The organism is Pseudomonas putida (assembly GCF_026625125.1).
Classification (GTDB): Bacteria; Pseudomonadota; Gammaproteobacteria; order Pseudomonadales; family Pseudomonadaceae; genus Aquipseudomonas; species Aquipseudomonas putida_X.
The window spans coordinates 2,959,748-2,973,330 of the sequence record NZ_CP113097.1 but is presented as its reverse complement, the minus strand read 5'-3'; the positions used below and the strand labels follow the sequence as shown (position 1 = coordinate 2,973,330).

At 49.5% G+C, this 13,583-nt stretch carries 15 protein-coding genes; 10 read left to right on the top strand and 5 right to left on the bottom strand.

The features are described from left to right. Positions 1 to 59 precede the first annotated feature (59 nt). The gene (locus tag OSW16_RS13660) at positions 60 to 470 is read right to left on the bottom strand and encodes a helix-turn-helix domain-containing protein (protein ID WP_267815924.1); all 411 of its coding nucleotides are present in this window, start codon (positions 468 to 470) and stop codon (positions 60 to 62) included. 156 nt (positions 471 to 626) lie between these two features. Here OSW16_RS13660 and OSW16_RS13655 point away from each other — a divergent pair, with 156 nt between their 5' ends. From OSW16_RS13655 to OSW16_RS13610, 10 genes are all read left to right on the top strand, one after another. Next, positions 627 to 1,769, top strand: coding sequence for a phage/plasmid replication domain-containing protein (locus OSW16_RS13655; RefSeq protein WP_324288777.1), 1,143 nt, complete (start codon positions 627 to 629; stop codon positions 1,767 to 1,769). Further along, complete coding sequence (locus OSW16_RS13650; RefSeq protein WP_267815922.1) at positions 1,766 to 1,999, top strand: hypothetical protein; 234 nt, start codon at positions 1,766 to 1,768, stop codon at positions 1,997 to 1,999. The genes OSW16_RS13655 and OSW16_RS13650 overlap by 4 nt, the downstream gene beginning before the upstream one ends. Positions 2,000 to 2,421: 422 nt before the next feature. Beyond that, positions 2,422 to 2,751 (top strand): hypothetical protein, encoded by a 330-nt coding sequence (locus OSW16_RS13645; protein WP_267815920.1) that lies wholly within the window; start codon positions 2,422 to 2,424, stop codon positions 2,749 to 2,751. Then, a complete protein-coding gene (locus tag OSW16_RS13640) occupies positions 2,751 to 2,972 on the top strand; it encodes a hypothetical protein (protein WP_267815918.1) in 222 nt (73 codons plus the stop codon). Before OSW16_RS13645 ends, OSW16_RS13640 begins: the two co-directional genes overlap by 1 nt. A gap of 9 nt (positions 2,973 to 2,981) precedes the next feature. Continuing rightward, a complete protein-coding gene (locus OSW16_RS13635) occupies positions 2,982 to 3,212 on the top strand; it encodes a hypothetical protein (RefSeq protein ID WP_267815916.1) in 231 nt (76 codons plus the stop codon). A 143-nt stretch (positions 3,213 to 3,355) separates the two neighbouring features. Further along, complete coding sequence (locus OSW16_RS13630; RefSeq protein ID WP_267815913.1) at positions 3,356 to 4,417, top strand: hypothetical protein; 1,062 nt, start codon at positions 3,356 to 3,358, stop codon at positions 4,415 to 4,417. 15 nt (positions 4,418 to 4,432) lie between these two features. Continuing rightward, positions 4,433 to 4,717 carry a DUF2523 family protein gene (locus OSW16_RS13625; protein ID WP_267815911.1) on the top strand — a complete coding sequence of 95 codons (285 nt, stop codon included), beginning with the start codon at positions 4,433 to 4,435 and terminating at the stop codon, positions 4,715 to 4,717. A gap of 3 nt (positions 4,718 to 4,720) precedes the next feature. Next, entirely contained in the window at positions 4,721 to 5,752 is a 1,032-nt protein-coding gene (locus OSW16_RS13620; protein WP_267815909.1) for a zonular occludens toxin domain-containing protein, read from the top strand. 52 nt (positions 5,753 to 5,804) lie between these two features. Further along, positions 5,805 to 7,049: a hypothetical protein gene (locus OSW16_RS13615; protein ID WP_267815907.1), complete on the top strand. Its 1,245-nt coding sequence runs from the start codon at positions 5,805 to 5,807 to the stop codon at positions 7,047 to 7,049. Between the two features lie 1,138 nt (positions 7,050 to 8,187). Then, entirely contained in the window at positions 8,188 to 9,339 is a 1,152-nt protein-coding gene (locus tag OSW16_RS13610; protein ID WP_267815905.1) for a hypothetical protein, read from the top strand. Here OSW16_RS13610 and OSW16_RS13605 read toward each other — a convergent pair. From OSW16_RS13605 to OSW16_RS13590, 4 genes are all read right to left on the bottom strand, one after another. After that, a complete protein-coding gene (locus tag OSW16_RS13605; protein WP_060507007.1) occupies positions 9,336 to 9,614 on the bottom strand; it encodes a hypothetical protein in 279 nt (92 codons plus the stop codon). The two genes, OSW16_RS13610 and OSW16_RS13605, sit on opposite strands and share 4 nt — an antisense overlap. Before the next feature lie 30 nt (positions 9,615 to 9,644). After that, on the bottom strand, positions 9,645 to 10,163 hold the full coding sequence (locus tag OSW16_RS13600) for a hypothetical protein (RefSeq protein WP_060507005.1): 519 nt from the start codon (positions 10,161 to 10,163) through the stop codon (positions 9,645 to 9,647). Positions 10,164 to 10,864: 701 nt separating this feature from the next. Next, entirely contained in the window at positions 10,865 to 12,550 is a 1,686-nt protein-coding gene (locus OSW16_RS13595; protein ID WP_060507003.1) for a hypothetical protein, read from the bottom strand. Continuing rightward, the gene (locus OSW16_RS13590) at positions 12,547 to 13,443 is read right to left on the bottom strand and encodes a hypothetical protein (RefSeq protein WP_060507000.1); all 897 of its coding nucleotides are present in this window, start codon (positions 13,441 to 13,443) and stop codon (positions 12,547 to 12,549) included. The genes OSW16_RS13595 and OSW16_RS13590 overlap by 4 nt, the downstream gene beginning before the upstream one ends. Between the last annotated feature and the right edge of the window lie 140 nt (positions 13,444 to 13,583).

The window sequence follows — 13,583 nt, the reverse complement described above, 5'->3', positions numbered from 1 at the left end:
TGGCTGGAGGAGTGGGGGTGCTGTTACACCCCCACTTCATTGCGGATATCCGCATTTTTTCATTTTTGTTGAGCCGTTTTTCCATAGCGTTTTAGAGGAAGCGCCAGATTCTGTCGGTCTCGATTTTCCTCCATCCTGATTCGCTCCAGCTCGAATACACGTTCTTGTACGAGCATTGCTCGGATCACTCGTTTGACCGTTTGCCTGGTTTCTTCTTCCGTTTTGCTCAGCTCGCGTACCAGAAGTGATAAGTCACCGTCCTCCGTCAGCTCATCGTCGTCGAACATGATCTGATCGGCTGAACAGCCCAGTGAAATGATCACTTTCTTCAGGTTGTCCGCCCTCGGATTCGAGACCTCACGCTCGATGTCCGCCAGAGTCCTCTCAGGCATTCCGCTGAGCCTGGCTAGCTCCTTGAGTTCCAGGCCTTGCTTGAGTCGTTCCTGCCTGATCCTCGTTCCAATGCCCATTCCGCACGCCTCCAAAGACAGTTTCCCGTTGCTATAGCCCTATTATCAGGAAAAAACCGTTCTTTTTCTCTTGACTGCATCGGTGGACTGTCTATCATCGCGGAATACCTCCGTTGTGACAGAGGTAATCCGTGGTTTCGATAGCAAGGTTCAGGGATGCACATCTTCTACGACTGGCTCTCCGCCTACCAGGAATACGATTTCGACCTGCCTAAGGTGACGGACATTGTCATTGAGACCCTGTGCTCAAAGACTGGCGAGCTTTTGTCGAGCAAGCAACCTGGCTTCAAGCATGAAGGCAGCTGGTCGACCGTGATAATCATCAGAGTTCATGGCCGTCGGGTATTCATTGAAGGGAATCCAAGCCGCATCGATAGGGCAGACAACCTTTTTGGTTATACAACAATTGAGCAGTGCGTGATCGTTTACAACCGTATTTTGGCTCAATACGGCCTTCCTCCGTTAACGAAGTGTACCCGGATTGATTTTCGCCAAGGTCCAGACGGACAACATGTTGGTACCACTGCCGATGGCATGGTAATTACTCGCATTGACGTGACGAGCAATCACGCTGTCGGTAAAGGTAACGTGCCTGCATATTTGAAAGGTATTTCAAGTCAGGCTATCGGTAGGAATTATGGTTTTTTGTATCCCAATGGTCGCACTGCCACCTGGACAACTAAGGCTCTAGGGCAGGGTGCTCGCCTTCAATTCCGTAAGGCTTACGATAAAGCATTCGAAATGCTTAGTAATAGTCTCCCAAAAGTAAAAAGAATCTTCGGCGAGACCTCCGAAGAGTATAAATACATCCAGAAGGTTCAGGCCTATTGCGAAGAGCAAGGCATTGTTCGCTTTGAACAAGGATTCAAGGCTGAATTTCTCAAACGCCATCACTTGGCCTATTGGGGCTTATTTGACGAAGGTGAGTTAACCCGCCTCCATAAAGATTTTTTGAAGCTTGATCAGAAGCTTAAGGTGAATGCCATGGACTTGTTATCGATCGCTGAACAGCTTGTCGCCTCGGGTGTTCGCCCTAACATGAGGGCTGCCAATACGACTGCTATGTATGCAATCCAGTGGATGAATGCACAAACTCCATTGGATTTTTCGAAGCGCCAAGTTAATGAGCATGCTGCACATCTTAATCGCATTGGAATTAACATCCGAATGCCATTTGATCACACTAAGTTTTCGCCGGTCATCGTTAAAGAAATTCGTGAGGTTACACGTGTTTCTGTTATCGAGATTCCTAACTGGTACAAGCGCCCGGCTGGCCATTTGCAGTTGGTGGCAGCGTGATTACTGTTCGTTTTGACGGAGCCCGTCTAACTGCTTCTGATCGTCGCAACATTGAGTTTCGAAAATCTCTTGAGGCGTCACGCAAGAATTCCGTCCTACAGCAGTCTGTCGAACAAACAATTCAGGCGCTTGAAACTCGTAAAGAGCAGGCAGTTAAGCCCGAGCGTATTTGGGTTCTGGAGTATGAAGCGAAAGGCACTCTCTGTATTGCTGAATGGATGGGTTACTAAATGGACCGTGTAACTTATCAAAACCTACGTTTTGAGGTGGAGGCCCAAATAGATGCTGCAATTCGATCTCCAGGACTGGATCAATCTGCTTGTGTTAATAGCCTTATGCGCGTCTTTCTTACTGCATTGGCTCAACAGGAAGTAAAGCGCCAAAAGTCACGACGTGAGTTTATGACTTTCCGCCGTGATGACTCTGTCCAGGTCCCTGGCTGGGCATTTCATCCACAAGATAAGCGCAGCTGAGGCTAAATATGCAATGCACGCCTGATGTTGTAGTTACTGGCTTTTTATTGGGCCTTGGTTTGTCTCTTGGTTCCTGCCTAGTGCTGGCTTGTTCGACTTATTTCTACTTCTTTATCAAAGAACGCTTCGCCATTAAACGTGCCCGGCTGGGCATTTAACTCCCCAGTGGAATTGAAAATATGAAAATCTTGAAAGGCGTTATCGTTGACGTAATTGATCGTGGCACTGCTGAAAAGCCATGGGCTATCGTAGGTATCCAGGCAGAGAGCCTGAACCGTAATGGCATGAAGCAATTCGAGCTTTATGAACTTTCCGTATTCGGCGATGCGGTAAAGCAGGGTCTCCACAATGCGTATCGCGCTCAAAAGGGCGTCGAAGTCTACGCGCCGTTCAACGTATCTTATAACGAGCGTTATAAAGAGTTGAATTATCAGTTGGCCGGTATTCCCCTCCGCATTGAGGAACAGCGCCCAGTCGGTAATGGTGCAGCTGTTCAGAAGGCTTCGTAATGTCTGGCACCCTTTATTGTCCTTCTGACCTAGTAACTGAGGGCGGGGTGCCGATCTGTTCTTCTAATTGGGTGGTTATTCCTTATAACCCGCCCTTTGATCCATCTCAGCTTGATCCGCTTGTTGCGGCCCAGGCGTTGGGGTCCGGCTTTACTCTCGTTGGAACATTTCTTGTTTTGGCTATGGGTATCCGGGTTGTTTTAAACTTCTTTCAATCATGAGGCTTTAATATGTCCAAGAAAAATAAGTTCAAGAAATCCGCTGTCGTTGCCACTGTAGCCGCTGTTCTGGCTGCGCCTGCTGTTTTTGCTGCCGAAGGTGCCGTCGATTATTCGGCGCTTACTTCCTCTGCTGATTTTTCGGGCGTTAGTACGGCAATTCTTGCTGTTGCTGCTTCCCTGGCCGGCGTCCTGGTCGTGGTTAAAGGCGCGCGCCTGGTACTCGGCTTCTTCGGTCGTTAATTCGAACCTGCTGCACCTGGGCGTCTTCGGGCGCCCTTTTTTTGTCTGTAAATCGAGGCCCTTGCCATGGAGCAATTTTATTACTTTGCATTTTTCTGTATTGGGGCTGGCTGCGCATTTGCTGTTTTCACAGGGTGGGTTAAATGAGAAAATTTTATTCGCTTCTTGCTCTTTTAGCCTTTCTGAATTTTGCGCCTAGTGCTTTTGCAGGATGGCAGTGTTCTGACTCTTACAAACAAGGCGCGACAGCTGCGGCTTGCTCATCTGCTGGAGTTAAGAGCACGCCGGAATTGTTTGTTGCCGCTTATGTGGGTTACCTCAGAAGCTCCAACACCGACACTACTAAAAGCAACTTTACAGCGAAAGGTTGTTCTGCACTGTCCTCCACTATGTATAAGTGTGATTACTCATACACTCTTACATACGACCAAGCCGGCACTCGAGAAATGGCAAATATTGTTTTTGCTGTGCCAGCAGAGGATGTTGTTTGCCCTGAGGTTCTTCGGTCACGCGGCTCTTTATCCCCTGCAAGTTACAATGGCAAAGACTACTCTGTCATTTGGTCTACACGTCAAGTTACTGAGGATATTTGTCATGATTCCTGTTTGTATCTTGCTTCCTCTGCTTCTACTAGCACATGCTATTTAGTTACAGGCTCAACAGATACTGGCTTCTGTAATTTTTCTGTAGGGCTGGACTCTTCCAGCCCTAATTGCACTGTCGAATCTGCCTATTTACCTCCAGGCACTGGTGATCCTTTGAATGCCTCTGACCCCGATGAGGGTGAGGATACAGGGGAGGGTGGTGATACCGGTGGCGGTGACGTAGGAGGAGGTGATGGAGGAGCAAACTCTGGTGATGGCTCAGTGTTTGTAAGGGATATCGCTTTTGTAAATCCAGGCAACATCGATGCTACTTCTATCATAAATAAGGAAGAAAACGCTATAGGTTATCAGCGTTACGCTCTGCAAATGGAGGTTGATTTTAATGAGTCTGCGTTTGGTAAGGCACTCGTAGATTTTGATTCAAAAATATCTGGCAGTGCGCAACAAGGAATTTGCCCCGCACCTGAGATACCGGTATTCGGAACTGTCGTAACACTTGATGCTCACTGCACCTTGCTGTCCAATTATTCGGGAATTTTGAGCACGGTTTTCTTGGCGTGCTGGTCCTTATTGGCTGTCCGTGTGTTCTTGACTGCTTAATAATAGGTAGCCTTTATGACTTCTTTTGCCCAGTGGTTAATCTCAATTATTGAGCAGCTTATTCAGTTTATTCTTGACCTGCCGCTTATTATTGGTGAGTGGTTTTGGCAGGGCCTCTTGTACCTTGTAAGCAACAGTAAAATCGTTCCGTTAATCGAAGCATCTGGCGATCTGTTCTCAAATATCGATCCGGGTGTCTGGTACTTCCTCAACTTAATGCACCTTCCTTACGGGCTAACCATGGTTACGGGCGCTTATGTTCTCAGGTTTCTTGTCCGTCGCATTCCTTTTGTAGGGTGATTTATGGCTATCCATGCATATGTAGGCAAGCCAGGCCATGGTAAAAGCTATGGCGTTGTTGAGCATGTTGTAATTCCTTCCTTGAAGCAAAATAGGCATGTGGTTACAAACATCCCTCTTTCGGTTGATGATCTCCTAGCTACTTTTGGCGGAAATATTACTCAGCTGCCTTCTAATTGGTTCGAATTAGATGATATTTCTGAGGTGATACCACCTGGTTCTGTTGCTATCCTTGATGAATGTTGGAGACGCTGGCCAGCTGGGCAGAATGTCAATCATGCAAATTTAAGCGATAAGTCCCTGTTAGCAGAACATCGTCATCGCGTTGATGACAAAAATAACTCCATGCGCGTTGTGCTTGTTACACAAGATTTAGCTCAAATATCTAGCTGGGTTCGCCTGCTTGTTGAAACCACTTATCGTATACGCAAACTGAGTAAAAAAACGTTCAAGGTTGATATTTATCAAGGTTCAGTAACCGGTGATAGTCCGCCCAAGTCAAAACTTGTTCGAACAACAGGTGGGGCCTTTAAATCATCTGTGTATTCTTTTTATCAGTCTGCAACTCTTTCTAGCTCTGGCGTAGGAGATGAGTCTGCGGCTGATGGGCGTTCTAGTTTCTTGCGTTCCTACGGGCTTTGGCTATGTGTCTTCGGAGCTTTGTTTCTGCTCGGATTTGGTTTTCATTACTCGAAAAAGTTCTTTCAGCGTGATGACGCCAACACGATTAGCGCCGTCAACGCAAAGGTAAGTGCAGTTGCAGCAAAGCCTGTTGAGCCGCCTTTATCAACTACGTGGCGGCTGGTTGGTTTTGTTCACCCCTCAAAGCCTGACCCGAATTCCAGAGCTATATCTGAATCATTAGCTCTCATATCTGATGCAAATGGCAATACCAGATACATATCGTTTAGTCACTGCAGGTATGTTTCAGACTTCACTGAGGCTTATTGTGTTGTTGATGGTTTAAAAATTACAGCCTGGGCCTTAAAAAAGTCCAACCCTATAGTTGGTGGATTGATTGGGGGAGGGGTTTAGCGTAGCGCTGACCCCTATCCCAAGCAATCCACAAATCATGGACATTGACGTTATGAGCATCTGCAAATCTTTTAGCCGTTACTTTGTCGCCGCCTTTCTCTCGGTGATTATCAGCCAAACATTTGCGGAAGACGGTCCGCAATCTCTGACCTTTGACTTTCAAACTATTCAAACATCTGCGGCCTTACAGCTTCTTGCCGATTATAGGGGGCTAAATCTTGTCCTGGGCGAAGGTGTTAGCGGTTCGCTGTCCATGCGCATGAAGGATGTTACATGGGACGAAGCCATAGAGTTCGTTACTGCGCCTCGCGGCTTACTCTATACGGTTGAAGGAAAGTTTTTGCATGTGAGTGCATATCCACGCACTAACGCTGATCCAGGTTCATATGACTCATACGCTGGAAGCGCTTCAGCCATGCCAGCGGCTGCAAGTCAGTCATATAAGGTTTCTGTGCTTAAAGTAAGAAATATTCCTTCCATTGATGCCATCAAGGCATTTCCTTTGGATCAAGGCGAGAGTTTGAACGCGGAAGAAGGCTCATCCGTTATTGTTGCGCGCATGAACACCGAGCGTTTGTCTGAACTGCGCCATTACCTCGATGCCGTCGACTATTCTCGAAAGCAAGTGATGATTGAGGCACGAATTGTTGAGGTTGATCGTTCGTACACCAAAAATCTTGGTGTTCAGTGGAGCACCTCTGTAGGCAGCGGCGCAGGAACTTTGATTGGTAGTGTGCCTTTGGGTTTAACACCAGCTGCTATTGCTGGATTCGGCATTACGTCCAGGTCTTTCAATCTAGATGCTGAGCTTGATGCCATGGAACAAGCAGGCAAAGGTCGTGTGATATCTAGTCCGCGCGTTTACACGACAGATCGGCATCAGGCGAAGATCATTAAAGGTTCGCAGGTTCCTTATCAGCAGTCTGCCGGTGATGGGGCCACGTCCGTATCTTTTAAAGAAGCTGCGTTGTCGCTTGATGTTATGCCTCTCGTAAACGACCAGGGCGTGCTCCTGGACGTGGTTTTGAGCAAGGATGAGCCTGATTACTCTAAAGCCATGAACGGGGTGCCGCCGATTAACACAACGTCGCTGACGTCGCGTGTGTTCTCGGGCTTTGGGAAGACGATTGCGTTGGGAGGCGTGTATTCGGATGCTGACAGCACGGTCGTGCGTAGCGTGCCGTTCTTTGGGAAAATCCCGGGCTTGAAATGGTTGTTCAACAGCACGTCGACGGTGAAGACGCAGACTGAGCTGGTTTTGTTTCTGACGCCGCGGCTAGTCGATGCTGGCATATAACTATTCTAAATAGTCATTTAGCGTAGTTAGACGTTTTAGTGCTGAAAAGTAGGCTACCACCGCCCTGCAAGAAAATCCACGGGTACGCATAATGCATATTATGTTAAATGGAATATCATGGTACTGCTCCATGACATCTGTGTCGCTTGCGCCCTAAAACCGGATGCGCCAAATGGAGGCATTTGTAACCGTTGAAATCAAAGTGGAATCCGCTGAAGTGACCGGAATCTCAGTTCCCGTGCACCCTTACGTCCCGCGCTTAAGGTCAATTCTCCTTGAGGCCAGGTCAGCCGTTGAAATCAGATCGGACGGCAGATTTCGCTAACTCGTTGAACTGAGGACGCTTTTGCTGATTCCGTCGAAATTGCCGGATCCTGTGAGCGCCTTAACCTACCATTCGGAATAAAATCAGAAGAAAGATTCGTGGCGTCAGCCTACGGCCATCTAAACTGCTGAGTTTGCGGAATTCTTAGACGTAGCCATTCAATTCAAAAAAATCACCTGTCGGAATAAAATCGGAAAAATCATCGAACGTTCTTCGCGCCAGGCGGTGCTTACGCACTATTTGCAAGGCGGTGCCGATTTCGTTTGGATATGGCTCTTGCGCGGACTTGATTGCTGAGCTATTAATTCAAGTCTCCATCACTATTCCGCCTACGCATCTATTCTTATGAACCAGTCACCTAGATCGATCCTCAGCGAGTCTGGAGTTCCGTTTCAGTTCGCTTCTATAAATGCTAGCGATCCTGCTAGTGTCCTGGATGAGGAGCGGCTTGTGTGGGCGTATCTTGGCACTTTTCCCGAAGAAATTGATGCATTCGAGACCTATAGGCTGTTTGCCCAGCACATCAATCGTTTCTCACTCCATAACAGCGCCGGTGATGTAGCTGGTAGGTTCCTTGAAAAATACGTATTGTGGATATTATGCGTAGCGCAGAAATCCCTAAAAGAGTTAAGCCTATCCGATTTGAGAGAGTTTTCTGAATTTTGCAATTCCCCACCTCACGGTTGGTGTGGAGCGCGCGCCCCCAGGTTTACGGAAAGGCAATCAGCATTAGAGCACAACCCTGATTGGAGGCCATTTGTTCGACCGATAAACATCGCGTTAAGCAGTTATGTTTACAGGTTGAATAGATTCATGAGTGAAATTTCACCACAGCTAGAGTTTCAGCTGAGAATTAGTCCTTCCGAACACTGGGTAGAGTTACAGGATCCATATGTTGAGCAGGATGAGATAAATGCGGAGCGGTATTTAGAATATGTGGCCACCTTTCATAGGTCTAACGAGCGAATGGAACGAAGCCTGTTCCTTTATGCGACATGCTTCTATTTGAATATCCCCGCGCTGGAGCTTATTTCGAATTGCGAGATTTTTTGTATGGCCTGCTTCAGGTTTTCGGATACTGATAAAGCAAAATTCTTAATGCGAGGCGTTCAAAGCTCTTACAGCCTGGAAGTGCCGTCACCGCTAATATTCTATATAAAACGATATCGCACCTATATGCGACTTCCACTAATTCCATCATGCAGCGAGGTCGAGCCGCTGTGGTCAACTAATAATTTTAAGCGCTTCATTACAAGATTGCCTTGGATGCAAGAGTTACCTTACTCGCCAGCGATTATCCTTAAAAGAGCTATTAGATATCGGACAAATACCAACCCGCATGAGGCTCGGCGTAATCGTAATAGAGTCGAGGCGAATCGCTTGGGTAGAGTGCACTGGGAAAGAAAGTCGATTGCTCAAGCAAAGTTGCTGCCTGAATACTCAGGAGCCCGTGCATATCCTGAAAATGCGCCCTCACCTCCTCCCCTGTTCGCCTTGGACATACGTGAAACCCTGATAATATCGTCGGAACTCGCGGACAGCTATGTGGACAAAAACTTTCCATCTCACTTGAGGGGGCGGGCACTGGAGGCCTTAGATATGATCCGCTCGTACGCTCGATTGAATAAGGAGCGATTGAAGCTAGCCGCTCTGGAGAAGTGGCTACTTTGGGCGATTTACTTCACTGACAAACCTATTAGCGCTCTCACCAAGAATGATGCCAAAGACTTTTTGAGGTTCTGTATGAGTCCACCAGCATCATGGCGCGGCGGGAGTGCCCAACCCAGGTTTAACTCGATCTCACGATTGGCGATCAATAGTTATTGGACTCCCTTTCATGAGTTTGAGGATTCTTGGGAAAAGTCAATCTTACGAACAGCTAGAATAAGGGGCTGGTGTAAATCAGCTTACAGAAAATTGATTGAGAATAATCATAAGCTTCTTAATGTTTTCAATGATCACTAAATAAAGCGCGTGCGCACGTGTTTTTGCCCTTCGTCGAGTGGCTTGAGGTGATACTCAAGGATGGTCTTGGTGTACTTGTCAAAATAGAAGTAAATGTCAGGCAGTTTAAAGAAGCGGATAGACCAAGTGCCCCCTGCGACTTCCGTGCTGTCATGCAGTCCATATGCCGCAACGGTGCGTCGGCGATAGTACTGCAGTGAAAGCTGAAGTACAATCCGCTTTGGTGTTGTGCTGGCAAAACGAAATTCTTCACATTCTATAGTGGTTTTTTTCATTGATGACTCTCTAAGTCGTTGAGAAAGAAATCAAAGCCCAAGTTCGAACTCGAGCGATGTTGCCGTCAGCGCCTCATCCGTAAGTCCGCGGGAAGTGATCAAAGCCAGCAATTCAAAAGTAAAACTCGACCAACTTACGCCTTGAGTAAAGTCGGGGATAGGCAAGGTGCCCTCGCGCTGGGCCAGCAACGTCTTGTGCAAAATTTCGCCTAAAATCCTAAAGGGGATGCACTTTTCTCCACCGTTCATCGTATCACGCTGACCCACCATGCTACGACCGGCCCATTCTAACCAACGTATGTCAGTGCGTATGGCCATGGAACTAAAAAGCTCGAAAAGCTTGACATTTTCAAGTTGGTCATCAGCCAATCGCCAAATACGGTCGATCTGCTCAAGCGAAACCCCTCTCTGATAAGCAGCATTGAACACGGCACTGCTAACGTTCGCAGTATCCAAAAGCGATATAAAGGTCGGTCGTAGTGCTACGGTTTCACATTCATCTATGACTAAACCTTTAACCTGTAATGAAGAAGCGATAGTTTTCAACATCAAAGAACTCCTCTTCTCGGCTTGACAGAATGACGCCCATTAACTTTATTCGGCTGGTGCATCGCTTTTGCCACCCTCCAACGCTCGAGGGCTGTAGTGAATGGCACCCCGAAGTGGTCGGATCGTTTGCATGCTCGTAACAATCTACCTGGCCGGAGAACCACTCTAGAAACTCTTTCCGCGTCATCATTTTCATAATCCATCTCCTGTGTTTTTTTCGAGCGTAGTCATCCTCATTAATTTTGCTCGCAGCAATTGATCAAGCATCGCATTTCCTGGTGGTGCATCGGCAGTAGATAAGGCATAGGGCTGCGAGTACTGCTGTTGTGTCGAGCTACACGACGGCTACAGCGCCTCGGGTCGGGGGCTGCAGCCCTACTGGAGTCGAGCTTTCTGGCGAGAATCACGCAGGGAGACCATCAAGTCCTCGGCAAATTATCAGCCTCGCTCTCGGTGACCAGCCCGACCCCATTCGAACAGCTCCTGGACAACGGTTGCGGGCCGAGATTTTCACAACGCTGGCACGTCCGTGGAAGAGGTGCTTCCAAGGTGCTTCTAAGGTTAACCAAATAGTAGGAGTTGGCCCTGCGCACCCCCTCATCTTAGAAGCGCGCAGAGGCAACATTTGTACTCCTTTGACGTCCCCGCCCTCTCGCAAGCCGCTGGATCCCCCTTCCACTCGCAAGGGTTTACGGCTCGGTTCAGGCAGTAGCCTGGCTGGCAGTACATTTCTGCAGGTACCAGGTTGGCAACGGATGACGATGGATTCTGGCGGAGATAGCGATCAGCACATCCCACGGCGTGTTGTGCCACTCGAACTCATTGGGCGCCGCGCTGTGTGGCGGCAGGTGCAATGACGCGCTGACCTCCTCCTCCGGCGTATTGCGAAACTCTGAAATGGCCCGGGAAACGCCAACCGTATTTAGTGCCGTTCTTGAGCCTGTGAGTGTTTGCAATCCAATGCTTGGGTACCAGCGCTCCATGGTCACCCCCTTCAGTTGGGGAACAATTCGGGTCGACAGCTTGTGAAGGCTTTTCTGGTCGTCCAGCATTGCTGCAACGGTACCCAGAAGCGGTATCCAAGTCGTGGTTTTGAAGAAGCGACCGTGATGTCCTTCCTTACCATTGTGAAGCGCCATAGCGTCTTCCAGGTCATCAGTGTCGACCGGCATAAAGTGCCTCTCTCGGAGCGCCGCACTGAAGCGGTCGACGCATTCGCCCAAGACCGCTCTGATGTTTGCTGTATCGCCTTTAGCGAACAGAGCAGCCATTGCCAGTGACATGTCGATCGCCTGACCATCGTAGACCGGCATCCGACAGCCTTGATGTACGCTTATGAAGCTGATCAGTTGCGCATGAAGCAGGGCGCGCTCCGACTCGCCGGCATTAATCGCCTGGGCCAAGAGTGAGGCCGTACCCAAGCGCCCGAGCTCCTCGCACGCCAAATCCATGTACAGCACGTGATCTGGGCGGTACCGAAGAACCCTGCGAAGGTTGAGAAGCGAGGGGAATATGCGATCGTAATACCGATTCAGCGCGCTCAGGTGAAGCCTCGCAAGGGTCTCAAAGCGCTTGAGGAACTGTTTGTCCTGCTGGACGTCGAGCGTTATCGCCTCGCTCCACAGCCGTAGCAGAAGATATTCGCCGGCGAGCACACCAGGCTTCTGATTATTTTCAGTCTGGCCCCACACCAGAAGCACAGCCCAGCCCATGGCCGCAGCGGCAGCGCGTTTCAGAAACCGTTTTTTTCGTGTGTTCGCTGAGCCCTCAGCGGCCCCCTCAGGCGCTGCTACACAGTCCTCAACAAACCTGATGAAGCGACTGAAGGACGCTTGCGTGTCTTCCAGACCAGCCAGGGCGGCTCTGAGATCGGATTTGCCCCTGTCTAGAAGCAAGGCATCATCAAACAGATGCTGCTCAATGAGCGGACTGAGTCGATTGATGCCCCAAAAATCCAGCGAGCACAGCGGGTTGATCTCGGCGACTTCTTTGGTGAGCGCGGCGTAGTCTGACTGTGCGTCTTGCTTAAGCTCACCATTGGACACAATGACGATCGTTTTCTTGCACCGTCGCAGTTTCGCCGGCAATCGATTCTGGATGTATTCCGAGGCAGCCTGGCGCACGCTGGGCTGGATCGCCTGTTGACCGCTGTAGAAGTCACTGCGGCTTACGTTGCCAAATTTGATCACGTACAGGAATGCTTCCACAGCTCCGTCAGCGTCGGTAAGGGTAGACAGAACATCGACCCCGCCCTGATTGACGCCAACCTGAGGGCTGCTTTCGACCCAGTGCCCCATGGCCATCAGTAGATCGGGCAGAAGCGCGTCCAGCTCTTCTCGCTCGCGAAGTCCAGAGAGGTAATGAGAGAGCACGAGCTGGATACTCATTCGTCAGATCCGTTCCAGAGAGCGTTCATCATCAGCGCGTAGCGCAGTGGGTCGGCGACCCATGTCTGCGGCAACTCGAAACTCATTTCGTGCGTGAACATTGGAATGGTCATGTCGCCAGCTTCGTCATTCCCTACGTACTCCATGGCGATCCTGGTTGCGTATTTGAAGTGTTTAGCTGTGACCGTGCCGAACAATGCATGCTCATGCGCCTGGTCTGTCACCGATCGGCTCTCGTCGCGGCGTAAATATCGGAAACTGCGCTCCATCGCAGGTGGCATCTCAAGCTCGGTCAGATAAGGAAGGTTATCCAGGGTGGCATCTGCAGCGACAAGCCGCTGCAAGGCTTCCTGCGCCACCCGTGACTGCGCGAACGGTGATTTTTCCGACTTAAGAAGGCGCATGCATGTGCCCGGATACTCAGAAGTCAGGAGCCCCACAACCATTCTGGTAATGCTGGTGAGCCGCGAACTGGCGGGTAGTTCTTCATTAAGGCTGAGAATCCAACCGAGGGATACAGGTACCGGCACACTCATTACGCACATGCGGCTGGCCGCCTTCAGGGCAGATTGCTCCGCCTCCTCAGGCAACAGAAACCTGAGCAATTCTGAGTGCTGCAGGTAGCGCACGCTCACATGATGAAGCAACGGCCTGCTGATGCCCTTATGCCCCAGCTCTCCGACCCACTTACAAACAGCTAACGGAAATAGCCGGGTTTCGGCGATACGATGGAAGCAGTCGTCGGCCTCTTCATTGAGGCTGTCCAGGTCAATCCCGCTCTCCTCTGCCTCGCTCCAAAGCGCAAAGAACTGGTCGAGCAATTCTTTGCCGTTAGCCTGAAGGTCTTCGGTGTACAGACGCAGATAAAGGTCGTGAAAACGCATCATATCCATCAGCCTTCATCTCCTGCGATATGGGCTCATAGTCCCTATAGGCTGCCCGGGGATTGATCGATGCGCTCATCCCGGGCGGCTCCCGGTTTGCTTACCCAAGCCTCCAATGGTGGCCAACCGCCTCATTTAACGACACAGGC

What these genes read in the sequence shown, in the direction of transcription:
- OSW16_RS13615 (WP_267815907.1), top strand. Translation starts at nt 5,805, where the DNA reads ATGAGCATCTGCAAATCTTTTAGCCGTTACTTTGTCGCCGCCTTTCTC.
- OSW16_RS13600 (WP_060507005.1), bottom strand. Translation starts at nt 10,163, where the DNA reads ATGTTGAAAACTATCGCTTCTTCATTACAGGTTAAAGGTTTAGTCATA.
- OSW16_RS13595 (WP_060507003.1), bottom strand. Translation starts at nt 12,550, where the DNA reads ATGAGTATCCAGCTCGTGCTCTCTCATTACCTCTCTGGACTTCGCGAG.
- OSW16_RS13605 (WP_060507007.1), bottom strand. Translation starts at nt 9,614, where the DNA reads ATGAAAAAAACCACTATAGAATGTGAAGAATTTCGTTTTGCCAGCACA.
- OSW16_RS13630 (WP_267815913.1), top strand. Translation starts at nt 3,356, where the DNA reads ATGAGAAAATTTTATTCGCTTCTTGCTCTTTTAGCCTTTCTGAATTTT.
- OSW16_RS13645 (WP_267815920.1), top strand. Translation starts at nt 2,422, where the DNA reads ATGAAAATCTTGAAAGGCGTTATCGTTGACGTAATTGATCGTGGCACT.
- OSW16_RS13655 (WP_324288777.1), top strand. Translation starts at nt 627, where the DNA reads ATGCACATCTTCTACGACTGGCTCTCCGCCTACCAGGAATACGATTTC.
- OSW16_RS13660 (WP_267815924.1), bottom strand. Translation starts at nt 470, where the DNA reads ATGGGCATTGGAACGAGGATCAGGCAGGAACGACTCAAGCAAGGCCTG.
- OSW16_RS13610 (WP_267815905.1), top strand. Translation starts at nt 8,188, where the DNA reads ATGAGTGAAATTTCACCACAGCTAGAGTTTCAGCTGAGAATTAGTCCT.
- OSW16_RS13640 (WP_267815918.1), top strand. Translation starts at nt 2,751, where the DNA reads ATGTCTGGCACCCTTTATTGTCCTTCTGACCTAGTAACTGAGGGCGGG.
- OSW16_RS13635 (WP_267815916.1), top strand. Translation starts at nt 2,982, where the DNA reads ATGTCCAAGAAAAATAAGTTCAAGAAATCCGCTGTCGTTGCCACTGTA.
- OSW16_RS13625 (WP_267815911.1), top strand. Translation starts at nt 4,433, where the DNA reads ATGACTTCTTTTGCCCAGTGGTTAATCTCAATTATTGAGCAGCTTATT.
- OSW16_RS13590 (WP_060507000.1), bottom strand. Translation starts at nt 13,443, where the DNA reads ATGGATATGATGCGTTTTCACGACCTTTATCTGCGTCTGTACACCGAA.
- OSW16_RS13620 (WP_267815909.1), top strand. Translation starts at nt 4,721, where the DNA reads ATGGCTATCCATGCATATGTAGGCAAGCCAGGCCATGGTAAAAGCTAT.